This is a genomic window from Streptomyces sp. 8N706 (assembly GCF_052245415.1).
Taxonomy (GTDB): Bacteria; Actinomycetota; Actinomycetes; order Streptomycetales; family Streptomycetaceae; genus Streptomyces.
This window is the reverse complement of the sequence record NZ_JBQQBW010000002.1, coordinates 65681-88903: the sequence shown is the minus strand read 5'-3', so window position 1 is coordinate 88903 and position 23223 is coordinate 65681. Positions and strand designations below refer to the sequence as shown.

23 protein-coding genes and 3 pseudogenes are annotated in these 23223 nt (G+C 70.0%); 15 read left to right on the top strand and 11 right to left on the bottom strand.

What is annotated here, in order from left to right; translation table 11 throughout:
* Positions 1 to 61: 61 nt before the first annotated feature.
* Both ACTWQE_RS01505 and ACTWQE_RS01500 read right to left on the bottom strand, forming a co-directional pair.
* Positions 62 to 279, bottom strand: a pseudogene (locus ACTWQE_RS01505) (IS630 family transposase); the annotation flags it as partial.
* Positions 231 to 851 (bottom strand): MMPL family transporter, encoded by a 621-nt coding sequence (locus tag ACTWQE_RS01500; RefSeq protein ID WP_443326998.1) that lies wholly within the window; start codon positions 849 to 851, stop codon positions 231 to 233. The gene ACTWQE_RS01500 and the pseudogene ACTWQE_RS01505, both read right to left, overlap by 49 nt.
* A 352-nt stretch (positions 852 to 1203) precedes the next feature.
* Here ACTWQE_RS01500 and ACTWQE_RS01495 point away from each other — a divergent pair, with 352 nt between their 5' ends.
* From ACTWQE_RS01495 to ACTWQE_RS01485, 3 genes and pseudogenes are all read left to right on the top strand, one after another.
* Positions 1204 to 1755 carry a tellurite resistance TerB family protein gene (locus tag ACTWQE_RS01495; RefSeq protein ID WP_443326920.1) on the top strand — a complete coding sequence of 184 codons (552 nt, stop codon included), beginning with the start codon at positions 1204 to 1206 and terminating at the stop codon, positions 1753 to 1755.
* 132 nt (positions 1756 to 1887) lie between these two features.
* Positions 1888 to 2106 (top strand): annotated as a pseudogene (locus ACTWQE_RS01490) (amidase); the annotation flags it as partial.
* A gap of 357 nt (positions 2107 to 2463) precedes the next feature.
* On the top strand, positions 2464 to 3429 hold the full coding sequence (locus tag ACTWQE_RS01485; RefSeq protein WP_443326997.1) for an endonuclease/exonuclease/phosphatase family protein: 966 nt from the start codon (positions 2464 to 2466) through the stop codon (positions 3427 to 3429).
* A gap of 139 nt (positions 3430 to 3568) precedes the next feature.
* Here the strand turns inward: ACTWQE_RS01485 and ACTWQE_RS01480 are convergent, their stop codons facing one another.
* Entirely contained in the window at positions 3569 to 3817 is a 249-nt protein-coding gene (locus tag ACTWQE_RS01480) for a hypothetical protein (protein ID WP_443326919.1), read from the bottom strand.
* The gene (locus ACTWQE_RS01475) at positions 3814 to 5133 is read right to left on the bottom strand and encodes a S8 family serine peptidase (RefSeq protein ID WP_443326918.1); all 1320 of its coding nucleotides are present in this window, start codon (positions 5131 to 5133) and stop codon (positions 3814 to 3816) included. Before ACTWQE_RS01475 ends, ACTWQE_RS01480 begins: the two co-directional genes overlap by 4 nt.
* Positions 5134 to 5584: 451 nt before the next feature.
* Here ACTWQE_RS01475 and ACTWQE_RS01470 point away from each other — a divergent pair.
* Positions 5585 to 5782, top strand: a pseudogene (locus ACTWQE_RS01470) (helix-turn-helix domain-containing protein); the annotation flags it as partial.
* A 274-nt stretch (positions 5783 to 6056) separates the two neighbouring features.
* On the opposite strand, the gene ACTWQE_RS01465 reads toward ACTWQE_RS01470, so the two are convergent.
* On the bottom strand, positions 6057 to 6518 hold the full coding sequence (locus tag ACTWQE_RS01465; RefSeq protein ID WP_443326917.1) for a MarR family winged helix-turn-helix transcriptional regulator: 462 nt from the start codon (positions 6516 to 6518) through the stop codon (positions 6057 to 6059).
* 83 nt (positions 6519 to 6601) lie between these two features.
* On the opposite strand from ACTWQE_RS01465, the gene ACTWQE_RS01460 reads away from it, so the two are divergent.
* The 5 genes from ACTWQE_RS01460 to ACTWQE_RS01440 all read left to right on the top strand — a co-directional run bounded on the left by ACTWQE_RS01460 (position 6602) and on the right by ACTWQE_RS01440 (position 9739).
* Positions 6602 to 6973, top strand: a complete 372-nt coding sequence (locus tag ACTWQE_RS01460; protein ID WP_443326916.1) for a VOC family protein — start codon at positions 6602 to 6604, stop codon at positions 6971 to 6973.
* Between the two features lie 2 nt (positions 6974 to 6975).
* On the top strand, positions 6976 to 7947 hold the full coding sequence (locus ACTWQE_RS01455; protein ID WP_443326915.1) for a DNA-3-methyladenine glycosylase family protein: 972 nt from the start codon (positions 6976 to 6978) through the stop codon (positions 7945 to 7947).
* Between the two features lie 184 nt (positions 7948 to 8131).
* Positions 8132 to 8605, top strand: coding sequence for a VOC family protein (locus tag ACTWQE_RS01450; RefSeq protein ID WP_443326914.1), 474 nt, complete (start codon positions 8132 to 8134; stop codon positions 8603 to 8605).
* 29 nt (positions 8606 to 8634) lie between these two features.
* Entirely contained in the window at positions 8635 to 8994 is a 360-nt protein-coding gene (locus ACTWQE_RS01445) for a UBP-type zinc finger domain-containing protein (protein WP_443326913.1), read from the top strand.
* Positions 8995 to 9106: 112 nt separating this feature from the next.
* Complete coding sequence (locus ACTWQE_RS01440; protein WP_443326912.1) at positions 9107 to 9739, top strand: ArsR/SmtB family transcription factor; 633 nt, start codon at positions 9107 to 9109, stop codon at positions 9737 to 9739.
* Between the two features lie 377 nt (positions 9740 to 10116).
* Here the strand turns inward: ACTWQE_RS01440 and ACTWQE_RS01435 are convergent, their stop codons facing one another.
* From ACTWQE_RS01435 to ACTWQE_RS01410, 6 genes are all read right to left on the bottom strand, one after another.
* Positions 10117 to 11313 (bottom strand): PP2C family protein-serine/threonine phosphatase, encoded by a 1197-nt coding sequence (locus ACTWQE_RS01435; RefSeq protein ID WP_443326911.1) that lies wholly within the window; start codon positions 11311 to 11313, stop codon positions 10117 to 10119.
* Between the two features lie 1023 nt (positions 11314 to 12336).
* Entirely contained in the window at positions 12337 to 12729 is a 393-nt protein-coding gene (locus ACTWQE_RS01430) for an SCO5389 family protein (protein ID WP_443326910.1), read from the bottom strand.
* A 73-nt stretch (positions 12730 to 12802) separates the two neighbouring features.
* A complete protein-coding gene (locus ACTWQE_RS01425; RefSeq protein WP_443326909.1) occupies positions 12803 to 13789 on the bottom strand; it encodes a nucleotide-binding protein in 987 nt (328 codons plus the stop codon).
* 721 nt (positions 13790 to 14510) lie between these two features.
* The gene (locus tag ACTWQE_RS01420) at positions 14511 to 16211 is read right to left on the bottom strand and encodes a DUF6895 family protein (RefSeq protein ID WP_443326908.1); all 1701 of its coding nucleotides are present in this window, start codon (positions 16209 to 16211) and stop codon (positions 14511 to 14513) included.
* 33 nt (positions 16212 to 16244) lie between these two features.
* Positions 16245 to 16454: a hypothetical protein gene (locus ACTWQE_RS01415; protein WP_443326907.1), complete on the bottom strand. Its 210-nt coding sequence runs from the start codon at positions 16452 to 16454 to the stop codon at positions 16245 to 16247.
* Positions 16455 to 16655: 201 nt separating this feature from the next.
* Positions 16656 to 16958, bottom strand: coding sequence for a methyltransferase domain-containing protein (locus tag ACTWQE_RS01410; protein ID WP_443326996.1), 303 nt, complete (start codon positions 16956 to 16958; stop codon positions 16656 to 16658).
* Between the two features lie 292 nt (positions 16959 to 17250).
* Between ACTWQE_RS01410 and ACTWQE_RS01405 the strand changes: the two genes are divergently transcribed.
* The 6 genes from ACTWQE_RS01405 (at position 17251) to ACTWQE_RS01380 (ending at position 23074) form a co-directional block, all read left to right on the top strand.
* Positions 17251 to 18072 (top strand): SDR family oxidoreductase, encoded by an 822-nt coding sequence (locus ACTWQE_RS01405; RefSeq protein ID WP_443326995.1) that lies wholly within the window; start codon positions 17251 to 17253, stop codon positions 18070 to 18072.
* 177 nt (positions 18073 to 18249) lie between these two features.
* Positions 18250 to 19284 (top strand): phosphotransferase family protein, encoded by a 1035-nt coding sequence (locus ACTWQE_RS01400; RefSeq protein ID WP_443326906.1) that lies wholly within the window; start codon positions 18250 to 18252, stop codon positions 19282 to 19284.
* Positions 19285 to 19328: 44 nt separating this feature from the next.
* Positions 19329 to 19637 carry a thiolase family protein gene (locus ACTWQE_RS01395; RefSeq protein WP_443326905.1) on the top strand — a complete coding sequence of 103 codons (309 nt, stop codon included), beginning with the start codon at positions 19329 to 19331 and terminating at the stop codon, positions 19635 to 19637.
* Positions 19634 to 20431 carry an SDR family oxidoreductase gene (locus tag ACTWQE_RS01390; RefSeq protein WP_443326904.1) on the top strand — a complete coding sequence of 266 codons (798 nt, stop codon included), beginning with the start codon at positions 19634 to 19636 and terminating at the stop codon, positions 20429 to 20431. The genes ACTWQE_RS01395 and ACTWQE_RS01390 overlap by 4 nt, the downstream gene beginning before the upstream one ends.
* Positions 20432 to 20507: 76 nt before the next feature.
* Positions 20508 to 22166: an AMP-binding protein gene (locus tag ACTWQE_RS01385; RefSeq protein ID WP_443326903.1), complete on the top strand. Its 1659-nt coding sequence runs from the start codon at positions 20508 to 20510 to the stop codon at positions 22164 to 22166.
* Entirely contained in the window at positions 22163 to 23074 is a 912-nt protein-coding gene (locus ACTWQE_RS01380) for an acyl-CoA thioesterase (RefSeq protein ID WP_443326902.1), read from the top strand. The genes ACTWQE_RS01385 and ACTWQE_RS01380 overlap by 4 nt, the downstream gene beginning before the upstream one ends.
* The last annotated feature ends 149 nt before the right edge of the window (positions 23075 to 23223 follow it).

Sequence of the window (23223 nt, the reverse complement as noted above, 5' to 3'; positions counted from 1 at the left end):
CGCGGCCCCGCATGATCGCCGCTCGATCATGGCTGACCATTTACCAGGTCCCGGCGTATGCTGCCGGGTTCACAATCAGCGCCGCCATGGAGACGCGTTCTGTACCCGCGGCGGTGACCCGCGCGACGGGTGTGTCGCCACGACGGCCCTGGGTACGGCCCTTGGACGGCCTCAGGCCCTGGCCGGCTTCGGCCTCGAAGCAGAGGGCGCCCAAGTCCGCCGCCCTCTTTTCATGACGGGCCACTGCTCGTCCTTCCAGGCGGCGATCTTCGTCTCATGACCGCCCATGCCGGTAACGACGAGTTGCCGTATTCAGCAACGGCCGGCTGACGCGCCGACGCTCTCGGTCGCGGACCGCCCGGCGCGTGCGTCGAGTGGCCCGGACTCGGAGAACCCGAACCGGGGTCGTGCAGTGCGCGCAACGGCGCGGGAGCCCACCAGTTGGCCGTTCCGGCCAGCCGTATGAAGACCGGGACCAGCACCGCCCTGATCAGCGTGGCGTCCACCAGGATCACCACAACCATGCCCAGGCCCAGCATCTTGAGAAAGACGATGCCCGACGAGGCGTACGTCGCGAACGAGGCCGCGAGAATGACCGCCGCGGAGGTGATCAACGGGCCGCTGCGCTCCAGACCGACGGCCACCGCCCTCACCGTGTCACCGGTCCGGTCGTACTCCTCCTTGATACGCGACAGCATGAAGACCTCGTAGTCCATCGAGAGGGCGAAGGCGGTACAGAACATCAGGATGGGAATGCTGGGCTCGATCGAGCCGCTCGGGGTGAAGCCCAGCAGACCGGACAAGTAGCCGTCTTGGAAGACCCACACCAGGGCACCGAACATCACCGCCATGCTGAGCGTGTTGAGCACCATGGCCTTCACGGGGAGCAGAACGCTGCCGGTCATCAGGAAACCGTGCTGGAGCGCTTCCCCGCCGGTCACCCGCGTCGGCCCGTGGCCGGCGGGCGAAATACGCCGCTGAAGCAGTCCAGGGCCGAGATGCCCGGGTCGTGATGGACCTGCTGTCACGTCGCGGGTGACGGTTGAGTATGCGGCGTCGAGTGATGCTTGACCTGTGCCCTTCGCGCACCGGGCGCAGGCAGGCCGGCCGCGGAACTTTCGGGGGCCGGGAGGCGTTGGCAGGAGGACGCGCGGAAAGCGCGTGGAGGGTCGAACGACTTGGGCAGATGCCGAGGTGGAGCGAGTGGCGATGTGGGATCGGATCAAGGACCAGGCCAAGAATCTGCAGCAGCAGTCGCAGGGGACGCGGGGCTCTGGCGGACACGGGCGGCAGGGTGCGGGGCCATCCGGCGGATCGCGGGCCCAGCTGGTGAAAACGCTCAAGTCCCAACTCACCTCCCTCAAGGCGGAGCTGAAGAGCGGCGCCTACCGGGACGCCAGCATGGCGATGTGCGCCCTGGTCGCGGCCGCCGACGGGCATGTCGACCCGGCCGAGCGGCAGCATGTGGAGTCGCTGATCCTGCACAACGATGTCCTGCAAAACTTCCCGTCCGACCAGCTGCAGCAGCGGTTCAACAAGCATGTCGACCAGCTGGCGGTCAACTTTCAGCAGGGCAAGGCGGAGGTCATGCAGGAGATCGCCAAGGCGGCGAAGAAGCCGACGGAGGCCAGGGCGGTCGTGCAGACCGGCTTCGTCGTCGCCGGTGCGGACGGATTTGTAGCGCCGGCCGAGGAGCAGGTCCTGCGAGAGGCATGCTCGGTGCTCGGCCTGTCCCCGCAGGAGTTCGGCATCTGACCACCGCACCGTTGCGTCGGCCATCGGAGTCCAGGACCACTACGGCGACATGCTCGCCCGGCCTTGCGCCGTCACCGCAGCCCGACCCATGGCTACTACCTTCACGTGCCGTTCGAGGAGGGCCTCGTTCTCAGAGTTGGGGCGGGAATGCGCCTGTGCACCGTGACCAGCTTCGTCGGCGTGCCCGGCGTGGCCGTACCGACCGGAGTGGCCGACGGGCTGCCGTCCGGAGTGCAGATCGTCGGACGCGCGTTCCGGGAGGACCTGTGCCTGGGCGCGGCCCAGGCAATCGAGGACCGGCTCGGAGTTCTCACACCGGTCGACCCGTGCTTGGGGAGGCGGGCTGGTTGAGCCCTTGGGACAGACAGGATGGGCCTCCTCGGCCCGCTGCGCGTAAAGAGGCGTGCCGGAGGCACCAGCAAGGGCGGCAGCGCAAGCTGTGGTGGCGGAAGCAAACCGATGCAGACACGGCGGTGACGTCGACTCGGGCAGCCAGTCGCTGATGGCCCGCTCGGTCCATTGCCTTGAAATGCCGAGTTTGTCGTCGGGAACCTGATCACCGGATTATGCGTCGTACCGGGCACGTCGTGCTCGTAGCTGTGGGGCAAGGACGGGTCCGAGGCAGACGGGTGGGACTTGGTGGAGCGGGCGAACAGCTGTGTGGCGCCGGGGTCGAAGACTGCAACGCGTCGGCGGTGGCTGCGTCACATCGACCGGTGGCGTTGGGGCAAGGACGCGAAGGGCCGGTCGCCCTGGGCGCGTGGGCGTGTTCTCGCGTCGCTTGCCGTGCTGACCGCCGGCCTGCTGGCGTTCCACTCCGCTGTGCCCAACACCGTGGGCCGCCTCGGCAGCCTGCTGGAGACATTTCTGCCCTGGCTCGGCCTGGCCATTGCGTTGCTGCTCGGCCTGGCACTGCTGCGTCGCTCGGTCACCGCGCTGGTGGCCCTGCTGCTGCCCGCAGCCGTCTGGGCGAACCTCTTCGGCGGGCTGCTGCTCCCTGAGGACCGCGGCGCGCACGACATCATGGCGCTCCAGCACAACGTCAGTGACGAGAACATGGACCCCGCGGCCACCGCGGGCGCCCTGATCGAGTCCGCACCGGATCTCGTCGCTCTGGAAGAGTTGACGCCCTCCGCGTTGCCGGTCTACCGGACAGCCCTGGCATCGGACTTCCCCTACCACGCGGTCGAAGGAACGGTCGGGCTCTGGTCGAAACATCCGCTGGCAGATGTCCGGCCGTTGGACATCAAGCCGGAGGGGATCGGGGAGGGCTGGAGCCGTGGGTTGCGGTCCAGCGTACGTACGCCAAGGGGCGAGATCGCGGTGTACGTCGCCCACCTGCCCTCGGTCCGTATCCGATGGAACGGTTTCCACTCCGGCTTGCGGGACGAAAGCGCTGGACTGCTGGGCGCGGCCATCGCCGCCGAGGAGCTGGACACGGTGATCCTGCTGGGTGACTTCAACAGCGCGGTGGACGACCGCGGGCTGGCCTCGGTCACCTCGCAGATGAACTCGGTAGGGCGTGGCTTCGCCTTCAGCTGGCCTGCGGCTTTCCCCATGTCCCGGATCGACCACGCCATGACCCGCTCGGCGACCGTTGTCGACGTCTGGACTCTGCCCGCCACCGGCAGCGACCACCTGCCGATCGCCGCCGGGATCAAGCTCGGGCCCTGATCGCCGCGTGCGCTTGTCGGCGAGTCCCGTCAAGTACGGCGCCCAGTCACCGACGGTGCTTGCCGCGCTGGCGGCCTCGTTCCTCGCCCACGTTGCAGCCGGCGCTGGCACCTACGCGCCGCGCATCGGCGATTGTTTTTTACTGGATCGGCGAGTCGGGCGGGGGGAGGCGGATGATGCGCTCGCGGTCGACGGACTCGACGCCGTCGAGGGCCTCCAGGGTTGGGATCCGGTCCTCGGCGATGGTTCCGGACAGTGAGCCGAGCACGGGCTGTTCGCCGGTGACCGCCAGACCGACGCGGCGCGCGGCGTCCACCGTCTGCGCGTACCGGTCGGGGTCGACGGAGACGATGACCCCGACCGGTTCGGAGGGGGGCGCCTGGCTCACGGGGCCTGGAGCAGACCCGAGCCGACGTCCGCGGCGGGCTGCGGCAGCGGATGCGCCATGGACAGCATACGGGCGCTGAGGTCGGCGGCCGATGCGTCGGGGTGCGCCTCGGCGAGCAGCGCGAGGACACCTGCGGCGTGGGGCGTGGCCATGCTGGTGCCGTCCATCGACGTGTACACGCCGTCCGGAGCGGCCGAGAAGACCTCGACGCCGGGCGCGGCGATGTTCACTTCCCCGCCCGCGCCGTTGATGGCCCCGCAGGAGAACCACGCGGTCGCCAGGTCCTTGCCGAGCGCGCCCACTGACAGGATGGAGGGGCAGTTGGCGGGTCGTTCGACGGGCGCGACGAACCCGGGCCGACGGCTGCTGTTGCCCGCCGCGGCGACGATCACGGTTCCGCGCTGGAGCGCGCGCTGGGCCACGTTCTCGTACGTCTGGGGAAAGAGTTCACCCGGTTCGACCGGAGCGCCGAGCGACATGGAGATCACCTGGGCGTTCTGGGAGACCGCCCACGCCATGCCCGCGATGATCTGGCCGTCGGAGCCTCTTCCGCGGTTGTTGAGCACCTTGCCGGCGAGCACCCGGGCGTCCACGGCCACCCCGTAGCGGGCAGCGCTCTCGGGGTCGGCCGGGGCGGCTGCGGTGCCGATGCAGTGCGTGCCGTGACCATGGCCGTCCTCCGGGCCTTGGCCGGGGACGAAGGAGGCGGTGTCGTCTATGCACCCGACCAGGTCTTGGTGGTCGGTGTCCACGCCCGTGTCCAGGACAGCGATCTTCACACCGCGCCCGGTCAGCACGGACCAGTTGGCCCGGGTCGCCTGGAGACCCCAGGTGGTCTGGTGCTCGTCCCAGGCCGGGCCCAGCGTGTCCGCGATCTCGGCCCTGGTGTGGCGGTCGACTTCGTCGTCGTCGCTGCGGTAGGTCGGGTAGAACCCGGTCAGTGGGCGCTGTGCTTCGGTGATCACCGAGGCGTACACCACGCGCTCCGGCTCCGCCGCGATGATGCTGGGTTCCGCCTCGGCCGCAGTCACCAGCGCGTGGCGCTGGTCCGGGTGCGCTTCGACGACGGCGACGCCGAGTTCGTCGAAGAGCACCGAGACATCGGGGCGTTGGAGGAGTTCTGCCGCGCTGCCGGCCTCGGCGCCGCGGACGTGCTCGACGGACGGGATACCGACGGCGGCGCGCAGGGCGTTGATCCCGCGCTCCGGTTCCGCCTGGTCGAGCAGTACCACGTACCGGCCGGTGAACTCCGCAGTCTGCTTGGCGATGTCCGTGTCCGCCCGCTCCGGATGTTCTCCGTAAGGGCGCCTGCCCATTGGTCCGTTCACCATTGACTTCTCCGCTTCTGTGCGCTTCACCCGGATCGGGCACTCGTACCGGTTCGCGGAGCCACGGGCGCCAGAGCGAGATGACGGGGCGGTTCGCCGTGTACCGGCGCAGTGTCATCACCTGCCGTGCCGCCGCGCGCTGCACCGGTCTTGCCGTGCCACCGGGCGCTGCCGTGCCACGGCTCGTGCCGTCGCTTCTTCGGCGACCTCCTCTCCACGGTCACCCTGGGGGCGGCGCGCTGCAACCTGGGCAGCCCGCATCTCGGCGCCGCCGCCATCACCATCCGCGGCGCCCCGGACCGCGCCGCAGCCCGCCCACATCGTCGACACGCTGCTGCGCGCCGTGTGGCGTTGGCTCGAGTTGACCCGGCCCATGTTCCTCACAGCTGCCAGACCGTCGGCCCGTGTGGTGAAGTCGGCCGTTCCCTCGACCGGTTGCTCGCCGGGACGACCGAGGCTGGGTCCGGCCCAGATCGAGCGTCTGGAACGGGAGTTGGAGCATGGTCCGCTCGCGCACGGGTGGTCGGACCAACGGTGGACCCTGGCGAGGATCAAGACGCTGGTCGGCCGGCTGTTCCATGTCTCCTGCACAGTGGAAGGCACGTGGCTACTGCTGAAGCGGCACGGTTGGTCCTGGTAGCCCGTCCGGGGGCCCTGCATCGTAATCAGCTCGGCCCTGAAGGTGCCGTTCAGGGCTTGGCCATCGCGTTGTCGTACGAGTCCGCGACGGAGCCGACGGATGCCGAAGCGCCGATGTCCGCCAGCTGCTCGGTAGAGCGAAACCCGTGTCGGCGAGGAACCCGCAGGGCGGGCCATGACGATCGATCTGCCTCGCCGGACTCCACATCGCAGGCATCTTCCTCTGGCCCACACGATGATCCAGACGAAACGACCTGGACGCGCGGCCGTTCTCACCCGCCGAGTGCCGCCGCCATGCGGTCGAGGTCGGCGAGGAGCTCGGCGAGGCGTTGCTCCGGGACGGCGTCGGTCATGCGCTGGTCGATGGCGTAGACGGCGGAGCGTGCCGCCGCGAGGCGACGGTGGCCCTCCTCGGTGAGGTGGGCGGGCAGCGCGCGACCGCGGTCGGTGGTGGCCGGCCGGGTGATGAGGCCGGCGTCCTGCAGTCCGCGAAGAACGACGTTCATGGACTGCCGCGTGACGAAGGCGCCGCGGGCCAGCTCGGCGTTGGACAGGCCGGGGCGCTGGTCGAGGAGTTCGAGGCAGGCGTACTGCGGCACCGTCAGGCCGTACTCACGCAGTGCTCTGTCCAGTGCGCTGCGCAGGGTCGCGGCGGTGCGCTTGAGGCGGTATCCCAGGCGCCCGGTCACGTCGGCGGCCGGCTGGGCCTGGCCGGAAGCAGTTGCATCATGCATGTCAGGAGTTTGACATGTAAGCGCGGCGCCGTCTATCTTCAGTATGTCAAAGTCCTGACATGCCAAGCGATCGAGGAGCACATATGACTGCCACCGCCGGCGGGCCGGATTTCATCGCGCTGCAGGTGCGCGATGTGGAAGCGGCTGCCGCTTTCTACGAGGAGCATCTCGGGCTGCGCCGGGCGCCTGCCTCGCCGCCCGGCGCCGTGGTGTTCGCCACCGAGCCGGTTCCGTTCGCCGTCCGCGAGCCGCTGCCGGGAGTGGATCTCGACGCCGTCGAGCGGCCCGGCCTCGGGGTCGCCTTGTGGTTCCGGACCGCTGACGCGCAGGCCCTGCACGACAGGCTCCAGGCCGCCGGGGTTCCCATCGTCAAGGCACCCGAGGACGGCCCGTTCGGCAGGATGTTCACGTTTGCCGGCCCTGAGGGCTACGCCATCACTACGCACGAAGACTGACCATGACCGCCATCGCCATCACTCCGCGCGGGCCGTTCTCACTGGCGGCGAGCATGCGGTTCCTGGAGGGCTTTACACCCGCCAGGTATCGCCGCGCCTCAGACGGCAGGGTGCTGCGCCTGGCCTTCCCCGCCGACGACGGCCACTCGACGGTGAGTGCGGAGGTAAGGCAGGCGCAGAGCTCGGAGGGCACCGTACAGGCGGATGTCACCGTGCACACCGGGAATCCGGGCAAGGACGGGAGGGGCACGGCATCTGCGGCATCGGATGGGATGTGCGCGGTGCGGGCGCAACTGGCCCGCATCCTCTCGCTCGACGTCGACGGCAGTGGGTTCCCGCGGCTCGCCGAGGCCGATCCCGTCGTGGCCGAGCTCATCGCGGCGTACCCGGGGCTGCGGCCGGTGTGTTTCTACTCGCCGTACGAGGCCGCGGCCTGGGCGGTCATCGGCCACCGCATCCGGATGGTCCAGGCCGCCGCGATCAAGGCCCGCATCTCCGAGCGCCATGGACAGCGCGTCACCGTCGCCGGGGAGTCGCTGCACGCCTTCCCCACCCCGCTGGTCCTGCGCGGACTCAGCCGTGTTCCGGGCCTGCCCGAGACGAAGGTCGAACGGCTGCGTGTCCTCGCCGACGCGGCTCTCGCCGGTGATCTCGATGCCGCCCGGCTGCGCGCGATGCCGGCGGAGGACGCCCTCGCTCATCTGCGGACCCTGCCCGGCATCGGCCCCTTCTCCGCGGAGCTCATCCTCATCCGCGGCGCCGGACACCCCGATGTCTTCCCCCGCCATGAACGCCGGCTCCACGCTTCGGTGGCCGAGGCATACGGCCTCGGCCATCCCGACGCCTCCGATGCGCGCCGGCTCGCCGGGATCGGCGATCACTGGGCGCCATACCGCAGTTGGGTCGCGCTCCTGCTGCGCACCCGCCGTGAGGAGAAGGCCGGGCCCGTAGCCCGCGGACTCTCGGTGCGGTAGTGCCCGCGCTGGGCCGCGACGCCGCTCACCGTTCCAACCAACCTGCTGCTGCCGCGGTACCGGTGGGGGAGCGGCTCGGCGGAGCGGCCCGCGCGCAGTACCGGCAGCGGGGTGAGCAACTGCCGTACGTCCGGTGCAGTCGGGTGAGAATGCCGTGCGGCCACGCGCGCCATACGCTCGATACATGTCGGATTTCACCCGTTCCGGCGCCACAGCCGACGATCTTCCTGCACCGGCCGAGGGCCTGGTGCTCACGCACTTCCTCACGGTCGGGAATGTCCCCCGCTCGCGGGCGTTCTACGCCGAGATACTGGGTGGACAGGTGGTGCTGGATGAGAACCCCTGCATCGTCAAGGTCGCCAACGGCTGGATCATCATGAACCCCGGCGGCGGACCCACCGACGACAAACCCGATGTCGTTCTGCGTACACCGGAGGACCCGAACACCGTCTCCAGCTTCCTGAACGTACGGGTTGCGGACATCCACGACTTCTACGCCACGGCGAGGGCCAAGGGGGCCGAGTTCCTCACCCCGCCCCTCGACCGGCGCGCCGAGCTGCGCTGCTATATGCGCGATCCGGACGGCTACCTCATCGAGGTCGGCCAGGCCACGGGGCTCCTCGAAGGCATCCTGGCACCCCCCGGCACCCAAACCTGACGACGCGCCTCACCAGGGAGGCATCCCTCATGGCCCACGACCAGATCCCAGGCCTCGATCCAACCGCCACACCCAGCGGAGAAGGCTGCGCGGAGTGCTTGGCGGGCGACGGACCGGGGTGGTGGTTTCACCTGCGGCGCTGCGCGGCGTGCGGGCATATCGGATGCTGCGATTCCTCACCCTCACAGCACGGAACGAAGCACGCGCGCGAGGCGGGACACCCCCTCCTGACCAGCTTCGAACCGGGAGAGAGCTGGTTCTGGAGCATCGAGACCGACCAGTACTACGACGGGCCGCAGCTGCCCCCGCCCGCCGCGCATCCGGCCTCCCAGTCGACCCCGGGCCCCCAGGACAAGGTCCCTGCGGACTGGCAGCGGCAACTCCACTGAACCCGCAAGGCCGGCATCAGACCTGCGGCCACCGGCAGGTGTACGTCCGTGATGCCGCCGGCGCATGCGAGGCGGACCCTCACCGCAAACCCGGTGCCGAGCGGGGCGAATCTTGGCTGACGCGGCACTGGGAAGGAATCTGCCGCTACTTCTCCACCTGATCCGTGCGCTGCGCGCCTACCACCACACCGTCATCGCCCCCTACGGCGACCGCATCCAGGGCCGCATCGACGCCGAACGCGCCGCCGGCATCCGCGCCCTGCTCGACGGCGGCACAGAGGCCCTGCTGGGCACCCTGGGCCCCGCCATGTGCTGGCAGCCCCCGATCCTGCGGGTGGCCTACGGCAGCGGCGACCGCGACTTACACCTGTGCGGCCGTGGCCTGACGCTGGTCCCCTCCTACTTCTGCTGGGACGACCCCATCTCCCTGGCGGACCCCGAGCTACCCCCCGTCCTCATCTATTCCCTGCACCATGAACCGCCCACCCCCACCCTCCCGCCCGCAGCACCCCTGTGTGCTCTGCTCGGCCGTACGCGCGCCGTCATCCTTTGCGCCACCGCCACCGGGGCCACCACCGGCGAACTGGCCCGCGCCGCCGGCGTCTCCGCCGCCACCGCGTCCCACCACACCACCGCACTGCGCGACGCCGGCCTGATCGCCGGCCACCGCCACACCGCCTCGGTCCTCCACACTCTCACTCCCCTCGGCGCCGCCCTGCTCCACGCCAACCGGGCCGCCCGGTAAGAGCACCGGCCGCATCGCGGGTGTCCGTGGTCGTCACGGCCTCCTCGGGGCCCCAGGTGGCTGGGTCGCCGAAGGTGAACTCGCCGCCGTGCTTCGGCGGTCGGCCGCCCTTGGGGTGCGTAGACCCCGCGGGGTGTCGGCCGTCGCCCTGACGCGGTCGGAGCGGAGGCGGACGAGGACCTGCACCGGCAGCCAGCAGGTGAGGGATGCGGGCGCCGACAGGGTTGGCTTCGCGGTCCACCTCGACGACGAGGTCGCCCCGGTATGCGCATCATCCGGATGACCCCGCCCGGCTCGCGGTGTGCGATCGCGATGGTGCAGGGGATGCCCGCGGCGCCCGGTACGAAGGCGATGGCCCCGGGCACGCTGCAGGGCCTTCAGATCTGTGTCTCGGGCATCGAGGCGGCCCGCGAGGAGCTGGTGGACCGAGGCGTGGACGTCTCCCCGGTCCGCCGCGTCGGCGCGACGGGCTGGGAGGACGGCAAGGGTGACGCCTGGAACGCGTTCTCACTCGAGGAAGTGGCAGCTGCGTCGACTTGTTTGCCGACTTCATCGTCGAGCCGTTCGATGAGGAGCATCGCCGCATCGTCTGCCAGGTGGCTCTGGGTGTGGCGGATCAATTCCTGGTGCAGTTGTTCCAGGAACTCCGACGGGGTGTGGGCGTGTACCGCTTCCATGGCCTCGGGCAGGGCGAAGAAGTCGTTGTCGCGATTGCGGGCTTCGATCACGCCGTCAGTGTGCAGCAGCAGACGGTCGCCGGGTGCGAAGGGATAGCTCTCGGGCTCGGCGGGAGGGCCGGTGAGGAAGTCTTCCAGTCCGAGGGGCGGCAGTGGTGAGGTGGGCGTGAGGGCGTGCACTCCGCCGTGGCGTAGCTTCAGCGGGGGTGGATGGCCGCGGTTGACCACCTGGACCACGGGTCGGTCCGGCACCTGAGCCACGAGGGCAGTGACGAAACCCTCCACCAGAGCTTCCTGATCCATCGCACCGGGCACGGCGCACTCCCGCCGGAGCGCAGCCGCGCAGTGGTTTATCACCTCCGCCAGGTCATCCTCGTAGTGCACGGCCTCCCGGAAAGCGCCCAGGACGGCTGCGGCTGCGCGTACGGCAGGAAGCCCCTTGCCCCGGACGTCTCCCACGATCATCCGGATCCCGTAGCGGGTCTGCACAGCCTCGTACAGATCACCGCCGATCTGCGCTCCCGTCTCAGCCGCGAGGTACATGCTGGCCGCCCGCACCTGGCCCAGCCGGGCGGGCACGGGCCGCAGAATGACATCTTGTGCTGCCGCGGCGATCCGGCGGACCTGGTCGAGCTCGGTCTGCCTGCGAGTCCGCACGGCACTACTCGTGGTGACACTGGCCACGGACACCAGGAAAACAGCCAGAAAGTTGGTGTAGACCATCTGACTACCCCACGCCTGGTTGTAGGTGGCGGTGGTCACGCTCACGGTCAGAGCGACAGCCGCTGCCGCGATGGTGCCTTTGGGGCCCATCGTCACCGCGGCCAGCGCCGGCGTAGCGGTGAGGAGGGGACCGGTATACAGAAAGTGTGCGGGCGAGAGCTCGAGACCCACCACGAGCAGGGCGATCGCGAACGGAACACACTTCCCGAGTGTGAAGAGGACCCGGCTATGATCGCCCGCTCCTCGTCGAGGAGATGAGCGGAAGAGCGACCGCATGCGTACAGGCTGCCCCGTTGAAGCTCAATGTTCCACTCGTCGCTCTTGGCCTCCGGGGCATTCGGCGACCCGTGAGTCTTCTCGTCCAACTCGGTCACACGGTCGCGGAAACGCCGGACGGCGGGGACCTGCTGGGCTGTGCAGGCCACGGACGGAATTCGGCTACCTGCGGTGATGCGGCTTCCGGCCTGTGCCAGGACGTCTTTCCGGCGCCGGGCGCCGCGGAGAGCGCGGTGGATGGGCCGGCTCCGCCGCACGGCATCGGCGAGCAGGTTCCCGGTGATCTGCTCGAAGATCGTATCGGACTGCTGTTTCGGCAGGGATGCGTCCTGTCGGCTCCGGGGCCGGTCACCGGCCCAGCCCTTCGGGCAGGGGCCGCGGCACCGCCGCCTCGCGGGCCCAGGACTTCTTGGACCGCGGCGGTCTCCCGCGGATTGTGAGCGTCCGGTGCCGGGCCGTCCACTGGTCCCGTCGTCGCCGGGACGGCGCGGGAGCGGTCGCGGCGGGGCGGCGCAGGTCGACAAGGGACGTGGGACGGGCCTGACCCGGGGACTGTCCGCCGACTACCTCGGAACTGCTCAGCACCGGCCCGCACACTGCCGGGGGTGGACCATCGCCGACGTCGTCGTCGGCCACAGCCGCACCGCCGCGACAGCCACCCCCCGGTTGAACGGCTCAGGCCGGCACGGCCACAGCAGGCACATCGCCTCGTACAGCCCTCGGTCGGCAGTCGAAGAGGGACATCGACTGGGCAGCACCCCGTCGAAGAGGGCCTCGGGCCCCTTGAGGTGCAGCTCAAGGGGCGCCTCGGTCAGCAGTGCCACGGACCCGGGGAGCGCGAAGACGTCGCCTGAGGCACCGTGGTGGCCCCGTAGGCTGTCAGGAGGTGTGGCCCTCGCCGGTACGGGAACGCAGGTCGGTTCAGCAGTCGCGAAGCTCGGGAGACTGGTTCAGGATCTGGGCGCGCAGCGAGGTGAACCTCGCGTAGGCCTCGCCGCCCTGTGCCTCCTGCCGGAACGCGGCGACCCGATGGCAGTTCATGAAGGCCAGCGAGATGTCGAAGTGCCGTTCCAGGCTGCTGCGGATGGCGTTGCTGGCCAGGGCGCGCAGAAGTTGGCCGCGCTCGGCTTCCGAGGGCGGCGGCGTGAGGTTGTCGACGAACTCGGCATCACCCGCGCGGAGCTTCTCGCTCAAGCCGGAGATGAGCTCGTAGGCATACGGCAGGGACTCGCGGATGGTGGCCACGAAGTCCTCTTCGCGGATCTCGTCCCGTTCGGCCTGGGCCAGGAGGTGCGGTGAAACGTCCAGAGACACGGCGTGGTGTCCTCTCGTGCGAAGGTGGACCGACCCGTTCGGGTCGGTGCGAGCAAGGGGTGGTCCGTGCGGGTCAGGCCGCGGAGGGCGCGGGCTGAGAGGTCTCGGCGTTCGGGAGGGCTGCCGGGCCGTGCTCGAATCCGGGGTCGATCTGAGCGGCCAGGTCCTGGCCGGTGGCCTCGTTGGCCCAGGCGATGGCGTTGCGCAGATGGAATTCGATGGCTTGGCGCTGGAACGCCGCCCAGTCCTTGGGCCGCTTGTCCACGGCCGCACGCAGCGTCTCAAGTGCGTTGTGGTTGCCCGGCTCGAGGTCGCCGGTGTCGCGGCCCTGCTCGCGGGCGCGTACCCAGTCGGAGTGCGTGAGGCAGGTGAGCAGGTCCTCGCCTACGTGCTCCCGGAGGAAGGCGATGTCGTCTTCCCCGGTCACCTTGTTGCCCACCACGGCGATCGGCACCCCGAACTCGGCGGCGTGGTCGCGGTACTGCCGATAGACCGATACGCCCTTCCGGGTGGGCTCTGCCACGAGGAAGGTCATGTCGAAGCGGGTGAACAGGCCGGAGGCGAACGAGTCGGCGCCGGCGGTCATATCGACGACGACGTATTCGCCCGGACCGTCCACGAGGTGGTTGAGGTAGAGCTCGACGGCTCCGAGTTTGGAGTGGTAGCAGGCCACGCCGAGGTCCTCCTCCTCGAAGGTCCCTGTGACCATGAGCTGGACCCCCGCCGCGTCGTGGACGTGGCGGGCGTGCACCGGGTCCGGCCCGAGCAGCCGCAGCAGGCGCGAGCCGCGCCCTGCGGGGGTGGTCTTGACCATGGCCTGCTGCGAGGTGATCCGCGGGTTGTCGCCGCGCAGATACTCCTTGATGTCGGCGATTTGGGCGCCCAGGGGAGGAACGGCGACGAGGTCCCGCTCCTCCATTCCCAGTGCGCTGCCCAGATGCTGATTGATGTCTCCGTCGATGGCCACGACGGGCGCCTGTGAATCTGCCAGATGCCTGGCGAACAAGGCCGAGAGCGTGGTCTTGCCGCTCCCGCCCTTGCCGACGAACGCGATACGCACAGCGCATCCCCCTTATGTGAACATGAATGTCATTGCGCATAGCCTCGGGGAGCGTGGGGGCGCTGTCAAATGTGGCGAGGCTCAACCGTGCGATGTCATGGGTGAGTTAGGGCATTCGAGCGACTCTGACCGGTCGCCTGCTCAGCAAGAACGGGTGCGCACCGAGGGGGAGCGGGCCGAAGCCGAGGGGGGAGCGCGAACGCCGCCGGAACGGATGGCTGGGCTGGCTCCGCTCCGGATCCGGGCCCGTACCAGTGACGCCAGGCCCCCGGCCGACCAGAACGTCGCCACGAGGCCGTGCCCCGCCGTGAGGGCCGTCTGAACTGCCGCGCACCCGGGCGCGGACCTGCGGGTGCGACGTTCACGTTCGCGGTGCCGGTGGCGGCCTGGGCCGGCGGCGAAGGGCCGGCACCCGTGCCCCGCGTGACGGCCTCCTGGAAGCGGGCCGCGTGGCACGGCCGGTACGGATGCGGCTGCGCGGTCGGTCATCGGCCTGGGTGAACTGGGTGAGGCCGTCGTACCTGCCCAGAGAACCCTGACTGCACCGATAAGAACGTGGTTCCTCTCCGCAACTCTGCGCTCCCACCCACCCTCAGCCTGAACAACCTCGGCCTCCAAGCCCTCGGGCGTGCCGATCCGCAGCACACCGAGCGTTCCACCGGACGCCGCCAACCTGGCCTGCGACGTGCGGATCGCCGTCAGACGGCCGCCTGGGGCATCGTCAGAGGCGGTGGCCGTCCGGGGTGGGGGAGGGGGTGGCGGCGTCGGTGCCCAGGTGCGCCGTGGCCAGAGCCGTGACGATGCTCTGCGTCCAGGACAGCTGGACGCGTTCCCGGGTGGCCGGGTCGTCGCACGCGGGGTGGCCGAAGGCACCCCAGGTGCTCTGCTGGGCGAGGAGGAACGCGATGGCGTCCTGGGTGACACGGTGCCCTGCCCATCCGGCACGGGCCAGGTCACGGACGGCCCCGGCGATGTGGCCCAGGTGGTATCTCTTCCGGGCATCGGGCAGTTGAGCGGCGGCTGCCGCGGGCGCGGGCCGCCGGGCACGGTCCGCGTCGGCGGTCAGGGCAGCGGCACGCCGAGGCCGGATCAATCCAAGTTCGGCGAGGCGGCGGACGTTGTGCACGGCCTGCGCGGGGACGCTGTCGAGACGGCTGACGGTGGCCGCGGTGGCCGTGAGGAACCTGTCGAGCGACGGACACGTGAGCTCCAGCGCCCGGAGACCGGCCGCGAACTCTCCGGCCACCTCCATGCCGTGGTGCTGCCAGGTGTCCGCGTCCGCGTCCGCCAGGCGTTCCGCGAAGTGGCGGAGTGCGGGACGGGAGAGCCCGGGCTCGCCCACGGCTGCCGCTCCGAAGGCGGCGGCTGCCGAGGCGGGCAGCCCGCTGTCGGGGGAGCAGCGCATGCTCGTCTCCCCCAACCAGACCACTGCGCGCCGGAGCGGCTGCGCCACGTCGAGCCGGGTGGGGGGAGCGGCGGGTCGGGGCTTGCGCAGTGTTCTCGGGCTGCGGTCCAGGAGCGCGGCCAGGGCGGTGACGATGGTCGTGTGGTAGCCGGTGGCCCAGCGCTGGTACTCCTCGTCGCCGTCGGAAAGCTTCGGATGGACGATGCCGGGCGGGCCGTCCACGCGCCCGTCGGCCTCCTGCACCGAGACCAGGAAGTCCCATGCACGGTCAGCCTCCCCGGATTCCCTCACGCCCAGGCACAGCAGGCAGCACAGCAGCTCCGCCACCAGGTCGGCATTCTTCCGGCCCCGGCTGAGCACCAGCAGAGCTTCGAGGAGCTCGACCGCCTCGCCCGGATCGAAGCCGTCCGGCCAGCGCGGTTCACGAAGGCCGAAGTCCGTGGCGTAGAAGATCGTGTGCGTGATGGCGTAGAGGTCGCGGTCGGCGAGTTTGATGACGTTGGGCTCGTTGCAGAGCAGCGTGAACGGCAGGACGTCGTCCACAGCGGGCAGGGTGTGCTCGATCCGGCACAGCTCCAGGGTGTGGAGGAGATCGAGCTGCCGGTAGGGGATCCGCTCGAAGACGGTTGCGTATCCGCCCGCGGCGGCCTGCTCGATGATCCGCCGGAACGCCGGGTCGTCGCGTCCGCACAGCCGCAGCGCCGCATAGGTGCCGGCGTAGAGCAGCAGGGCGGCTTCGTCGCGGGCGATGAGCTCCCGGTACGAGGGGCGGTCGGTGATGTTCTGGACCTGATCGAGCAGCGCCGTGTAGTCGCCGTCCAGCGGATGCGGATCGAGGCGGGCCCGCAGACCGACGAGGAACGCCGTCTCGATCAGGGCTTTACGGGCGAACATGACCCCGTCGGGGCCGGCGCCCGCGGGGTCGATCAGGGTGCGGCGCGCAGCGAGCCAGGCGACCGCCCGGGTCTCCACCGCGCGCCTTGGGGACGATCCGCCGCCGGGCTGCGTCGTGTTCATCGGATGCCTCCCGGCGTTCCACGGTTGTCGGGGTCAGGCGTCCGTGCCGGCTTCGGGGGGCTCGGCGACCTGGTTGGCGACGACGAGGACGTAGCGCTCCCACGCGAGCACGTAGCCCGCCACGTCATCGAGTTGGCTGACCTGGCCGACGACGCGTTCCAGCGGGACGGTGAGATCGACGAGTCCGCTGGTCCTTATGAAGTCCAGGGCTTTACGGGCGTCGACAGGGGGCGGCGTTGTCATGTCTTTTACTCCTTATGGGGGTACAGCAGACATGGCGAGTTTCTCCCTGGGTGAGTTGGTTGTCACTACGTGCTTTCATCGCAAATTCCGTCGGCGACCATCGCCCCTGGTGGCTGACTGATCGTTGGCGTCAAACCGCCCGGGAGAGTGGTCCCTTGCCCGGGGACGGCGCGACGGTGTGGCTGCCTGCTCGTGCAGCCGTCACGCGGCCGGGAGCCGGCCGGTCGGTGCCGACCATCCGGTGAAAAGACTGGTCGCAAACGCCGGCGGCGAGTTCTCCTGCCTCGAACGAGACGTCCTCGCCGGGAGTGTGCGCCGGCTGATGTTGCAGATTCCGGCCGCCTCCGCGAGTTCACGGCCCCGCTCGATCACGGCCGGGTCGGGATCCACGGCCACGACTCGCGAGGAGTGCCCCGCCGGCATCCGGGCGAACGTGCCCGGCCCACAGCCCACATCCGTGAGAGTCCCAACTGCCGCCGAGAGCCAGTTCACCGCGGAGCGCATCGGGGAGGCCGTCCGCGTACGCAGCCGACCTTGCTCGTAGTTGCTCGGCTGCACCCTCGAACAGGTACTCGTCAGGCCGGGCTCTCGGATCGGGCCCACATCCAGCGTGACGCCGGCCCGACGCCGCTCTGCGCCGTACCCGCGCGCCGCCGGACCGGGCGTCTGCTCGCGGTCTGTGCGTGAGCTGCCCGAGCCTGCGTGGGGCGATTCCACATCCCACTCACTTGAGGTTGACGTCATATTCACTTATACAGGTCCTGAGAGGTACGACGCTTCCCGTCGAAAGGAACTCCTGGTGAAGGTTGCAGGGAAGGTCGCCATCGTCACCGGGGGTGGTGGGGGCATCGGGGCGGCACTGGCCCGGGGGCTCGCCGCCGAGGGTGCCAGTGTGCTCGTCGCGGACATCGACGGCGCGGCCGCGGAAGAGGTCTCAGCGACGATCGACAACGCGCATCCGGGAGGGGCGATCGGCGCCGCTGCCGACGTCTCCGACGAGGCGCAGATCCGTCAGCTGATCGCCCAGGCCGGGAGCGCGTTCGGTCCGGTCGACCTCTACTTCGCCAATGCGGGTATCAGCGGAGGAAAGGGGCTGGACGCCCCCGAGGACGTCTGGGACCGGGTGATCGACGTCAACCTTCGCGCCCACATCAGGGCGGCTCGGCTGCTGGTGCCCGGCTGGCTCGAGCGCGGCGAGGGCTACTTCGTCAGCACCGCCTCCGCGGCCGGATTGCTCACCCAGATCGGCTCGTCGGCCTACGCCGTCACCAAACATGCGGCAGTCGCCTTCGCTGAGTGGCTCTCGGTCACGTACGGCGACCAGGGCGTGCGTGTGAGCTGCCTGTGCCCCATGGGTGTGAACACCAGGATGCTCACACCGGGCGAGGAATCCGCTGACCCGCTCGGCGCCGCGGCGACCCGGGCGGTTACGTCGGCGGGTGCCGTCCTGGAGCCGACGCAGGTGGCGGACGCCGTCCTCAAGGCGACGGACGACGAGCGCTTCCTCATCCTCCCGCACGAGAACGTGCTGGAGATGTACCGGCAGAAGGCCTCCGACTCCGATCGGTGGCTGCGGGGCATGCGCAGGTACCAGAGCAGGCTGCTGGGGGTCGCGTGAACGGACTCGGCCCGACCGGCCCTACCGCGACGACCTCCCGGATGTCCCGGGCCATGGGACCGCTGACCGCGGTCCTCCGATCGGACGCCGCGCTCAGGGGCTTTGGTGGGGCCGTGGTGGGTTACGGCGGCGGGATGGTCGGGGGCGCAGGCCTTCCCGAGCGGGAGGACGGGGCCGATGTCTGACGCCGCTGTGGTCGGAATCGACCCCGTCGCGGTCACCGGGTGGGTCGACAGTCTCGGCGTAGAGCGGTCCGGCGAGCTGTCCTTCGGCAGGATCGGCCTCGGGCAGTCGAATCTCACCTACCTCGTGAGGGACGAGGCGGGCCGCAGATGGGTGCTTCGCCGCCCACCGCTCGGGCACCTTCTCGCATCGGCGCACGACGTGGCGCGCGAGGCGCGGATCCTGTCGGCGCTCGGGGGTTCCGACGTACCGACCCCGCGCGTGCTGGGGCTGTGCCGGGACCCGGGGATCACCGACGTGCCGTTGCTGCTGATGGAGTTCGTCGACGGGCTCGTGGTCGACCGCCTGTCCGTCGCCGAGGCGCTGAGCCCTCAGCGGCGCCGTGCCATCGGAGTGTCCCTGCCCCGCACCCTGGCCAAGATCCATGCCGTCGGCCTCCGGGCCACCGGGCTGATCGACCTCTCCGGCCACAAGCCGTACGCGCAGCGCCAGTTGAGACGGTGGATGGGGCAGTGGGAGAAGTCCAGGACCCGCACATCCCCCGAGCTGGACGACCTGACCCGACGGCTGCAGGCCGCCGTTCCCGAGCAGCACGAGCTGACGCTGGTGCACGGGGACTTCCACCTGCGCAATGTCATCACCCGTCATGACACCGGCGAGGTCACGGCGGTGCTGGACTGGGAGCTGTGCACGCTCGGGGACCCGGTGGCGGACCTGGGCAGCCTGCTGGCCTACTGGCCGGCCAAGGGTGAGAACACCTCAGGTGACTTCGTCGCCACCGCTCTCGACGGCTTTCCGAGCCGCGAGGAACTCGTGGAGGCGTACCTGGCCGCATCCGGCCGCGACGTGACAGCGCTGGGTTACTGGCACGCGCTGGGATTGTGGAAGGTCGCGATCATCGCAGAGGGCGTCATGCGCCGTGCGATGGAGGAACCGCAGAACAAGGCCGCCTCCGGGACTCCGACCGTCGAGCGCATCGACGCACTGGTGACAAAGGCCCGAGAGGTCGCGGAGCAGGCCGGCTTCTGACACACCCGGAACAAGTTGACCCCCAACCGAGGAAAGGAGCGGGAATGAGGCAGGCAGTCGTCGTCTCGACGGCGCGTACGGCGATCGGGAAGGCCCACCGCGGCGCGTTCGACAACCCCCCGACCCAGGAGCTGGCCGCCCACGCGATAGCGCATGCCGTGCGCCGCGCGTGGCTCGAGGGTGGCGAGGTCGAGGACGTGATCCTCGGACGCGCCGTGCAGCACGGCTCCTCCGGCGGGAATGTCGCGCGCCGGGTGGTGCTGCGAACCGGACTCCCGGAGACGGTACCGGGCATGACGATGTGCATCGGCGGCGGCATGGGCGCGTCCGGGCTGTCCGAGGTGGTGTCATGAATCCCGCCGCGCTGTTCGACGTCAGCGGAAAAACGGTGGTGGTCACGGGTGGCTCGCGCGGTATCGGACTGATGATCGCGCACGGTTTCGTGGCGGCCGGGGCCACGGTGATCATCTCCTCTCGCAAGGCAGAGGCATGCGAGAAGGCAGCGGCGGAACTGTCAGCGCTGAGGTCCGCCGGTGCCGGAACCTGCCTGGCACATCCGGCGGACCTGTCCACCGCCGAGGGTCTTACGAGCCTGGCCGAGCGGGTCGCGGACGTCGCGCCGCGGCTGGACGTTCTGGTCAACAACGCGGGGGCCGCCTGGGGCGCGCCGATCGGCGAGTTCCCCGACTCGGGCTTCGACAAGGTGCTGAACGTCAACGTCAAGGCGGTCTTCTCGCTGACGCAACGGCTGCTGCCGCAGTTGCGGGCTGCCGCCACTGCGGAGGACCCCGCCCGAGTCATCAACATCGGGTCCATCGACGGGCTCGTCGTCTCCGCGTCCGACAACTTCTCTTACGTCGCGAGCAAGGCGGCGGTGCACATGCTGACCCGCAAGATGGCCGCAACCCTGGCGGGTGACCACATCACCGTCAACGCCCTTGCCCCCGGCCCGTTCCCGACCAAGATGATGGCCCATGCCCTGGACGACCCCGAGCTGCGGGGTTCCGTGGTCGAGCGGGTGCCCCTCGGCCGCATCGGCGCCCCCGAGGACATCGCGAGCCCAGCGATCTTCCTGGCCTCGCGCGCGGGTGCCTATCTGACCGGCACGGTGATCCCCGTGGACGGCGGGATCTCCGGGGCGCGCTGACCAGGCGCAGGTAAAAGGTCACCGCGCCCACGTGCACACCCATACAACTGTCCCCTGAAAGGCGGGTTCGGCCGCGATGAGCTGGTTTGACGACAGACCGTGGACGGCGCTGTACAACGAACGGATGGCGACGGTGGAACCGGTCGCTGACCGGACGGCACTGGAACTGCTGGCCCACGCGGTCTCCACCGCCCCCGACGGGCCTGCCATCACCTATCTCGGTGGCACGCTGACCTACCGTGAGGTGGACGAGCTCACCGACGGGGTGGCGCACTACCTGCTCGAGCGCGGGTTCCGTCCCGGCGACCGGCTGGCGCTGTACCTGCAGAACGTCCCGCAGTTCGTGCTGGCGCTGTTCGGTGCCTGGAAGGCAGGCGGCGTGGTCGTGCCGCTGAATCCGATGTACCGGGACGAACTCGCGCACATCCTCACCGACGCGGGGGTGACCGCGATGGTGTGCGATGAGCGGGCATGGGCGGAGCACGTCCGTGAGCGGGCCACCGCGGCGGGGGTGACCACAGCGCTCACCGCCAGCCCGCTGGACCTGCAGACCCTGGACGATCCGCGCATCTTCGCCGGACTGACCCGGCAGCGCAGCGAGGGCACCGACGACATTCTCGACGTGGCGAGGGCACGGGCGGGACGGCTGCCTGCGCCTCCCGGGCGGACCCCCGACGACATCGCCCTGATCTCCTACACCTCCGGCACCAGCGGGTTGCCGAAGGGGGCGACCAACACCCACCGCAACCTGACGGTCAACGCGGTTCTGCTGCGGCTGTACGACGAGGTCCCCGCGGGCTCACCGATCTTCGCGCTGGCCCCGCTGTTCCACATCACAGGCATGGTCGTCCAACTGCTCACCGCGGTCGACCTGGCGAGCCCCCTGGTCCTCGCATACCGCTTCGAGGCGGGGGTGGTGATCGACGCGCTCAAGCGGGAACGGCCGGCGTTCATGGTGGGGCCGTCCACCGCGTACATGGCGCTGATGGCACACCCCGACTTCTCCGCCGACGCCTTCGGCTCCCTCAGGACGCTCAACTCGGGCGGTGCCCCGCTGCCCCCGGCGATCGTCGAGCGGTTCCGGGAGCAGACGGGACGGTACATCCGCAACGGCTACGGGCTCACCGAGACCAGCGCCCCGTGCGTGGTGGTGCCCGTGGACAGGGAGGCTCCCGTGGACCCCGACTCGGGGACCTTGTCGATCGGCCTGCCGCTTCCCACGGCGATGGTCCGTATCGTCGGCGAGGACGGCAAGGACCTGGCACCGAACGAGGTCGGCGAGATCGCGGTCGAGGGCCCCATGGTGGTGCCCGCCTACTGGAACAGGCCTGGAGCCACCGCGGAGTCCATCCCGAACGGGCGGCTGCTCACCGGCGACGTCGGTTTCATGGACCGGCAGGGCTGGGTGTACGTGGTCGACCGCAAGAAGGACATGATCAACGCCTCCGGTTTCAAGGTGTGGCCGCGCGAGGTCGAGGACGTCCTCTACCGGCACCCCGCGGTACGCGAGGCCGCCGTGGTCGGCGTGCCCGACCCGTACCGCGGCGAGACGGTGGCGGCCTTCGTCAGCCTGCGGCCCGGCCGGTCCGTCGAGCCCCAAGAGCTGGTCGCCTACTGCCGCGAGCACCTGGCCCCCTACAAGGCCCCCCGGACCGTAGGCATCCGCGACGAGCTGCCCAAGACCACGAGCGGCAAGATCCTGCGTCGCGAACTGCGCGGGGCGGTGTCGGCGTGACAGGCGGACCGAGCGGCAGGAGGGCCGGTCTGCAGGAGGTCCTGGCCCTCGAGGAGATGGAGCCGGACCGGTTCCGGTCCGGCCCGATCCCCAGCCAGTGGGCACGAACGTTCGGTGGCCAGATCGCCGCCCAGTCGCTGATGGCCGCGGCGCGTACCCTCGACCGGTCGTACTCGGCTCACTCGATGCACGGCTATTTCCTGCGGCCCGGCCGTCCGCAGGAGCCGACCGACCATCTGGTCGAGCGGATCCGCGACGGCGGCAGCTTCTGTACCCGCCGGGTGACCGCAGTCCAGGCGGGGGAGGCGATCTTCACGGTGACGGCGTCGTTCCACCGCGGGGACGAGGGGGTCTCACACCAGGTGGACATGCCGGCCGTGCCAGCCCCCGGCCACATCCCGGAGTCCGACCTCATCAGTGGCTGGAGCATGCCGCGACCTGCGGAGTGGCGCGACTGGGAGATGCGATGGGTGCCCAGAGGGGAGATCGGCCACGTTCCTGAGGGGGCGGCCTGCCAGCGGGTGTGGATCCGGTACGGACGCCCCCTGCCGGACGACGGTGCCGTCCACGCCTGCGCGCTGACCTATCTCAGCGACATGGCGCTGCTGGGATCCGCGCGACTGCCGCATCCCCAAGCCGCCCTACAGGGTGCGTCGTTGGACCATTCGCTGTGGTTCCTGCGCCCCTTTCGCGCGGACGAGTGGCTGCTGTACGACCAGGCCTCCCCTTCGGCCGAGCACGGCAGGGCGCTGACCCGCGGAAGACTGTTCGATACGGGCGGGCGCCTGGTGGCCGCCGTCGCGCAGGAGGGACTCATGCGTTTCGACCGGTCCCGGTCGACGGCGGGCCGCGACACGGAGGAAGGGACGAGTGGTGCGCCCCCCTCAGCGAGAGTTCCGGCTGTCTGACATGCCCCGGCTGTTCGCCTCGCGCCCACAGGATGTCGCCGTCCGGTGCGATCGGGGAGAGCTGACGTGGCAGGTCGTCGTTGCCCGGCGTCGCGGGCGACAGACGCCCGGATGTGCCTGTCGTCCCCCGCTTCGACCGTCCCCGACCC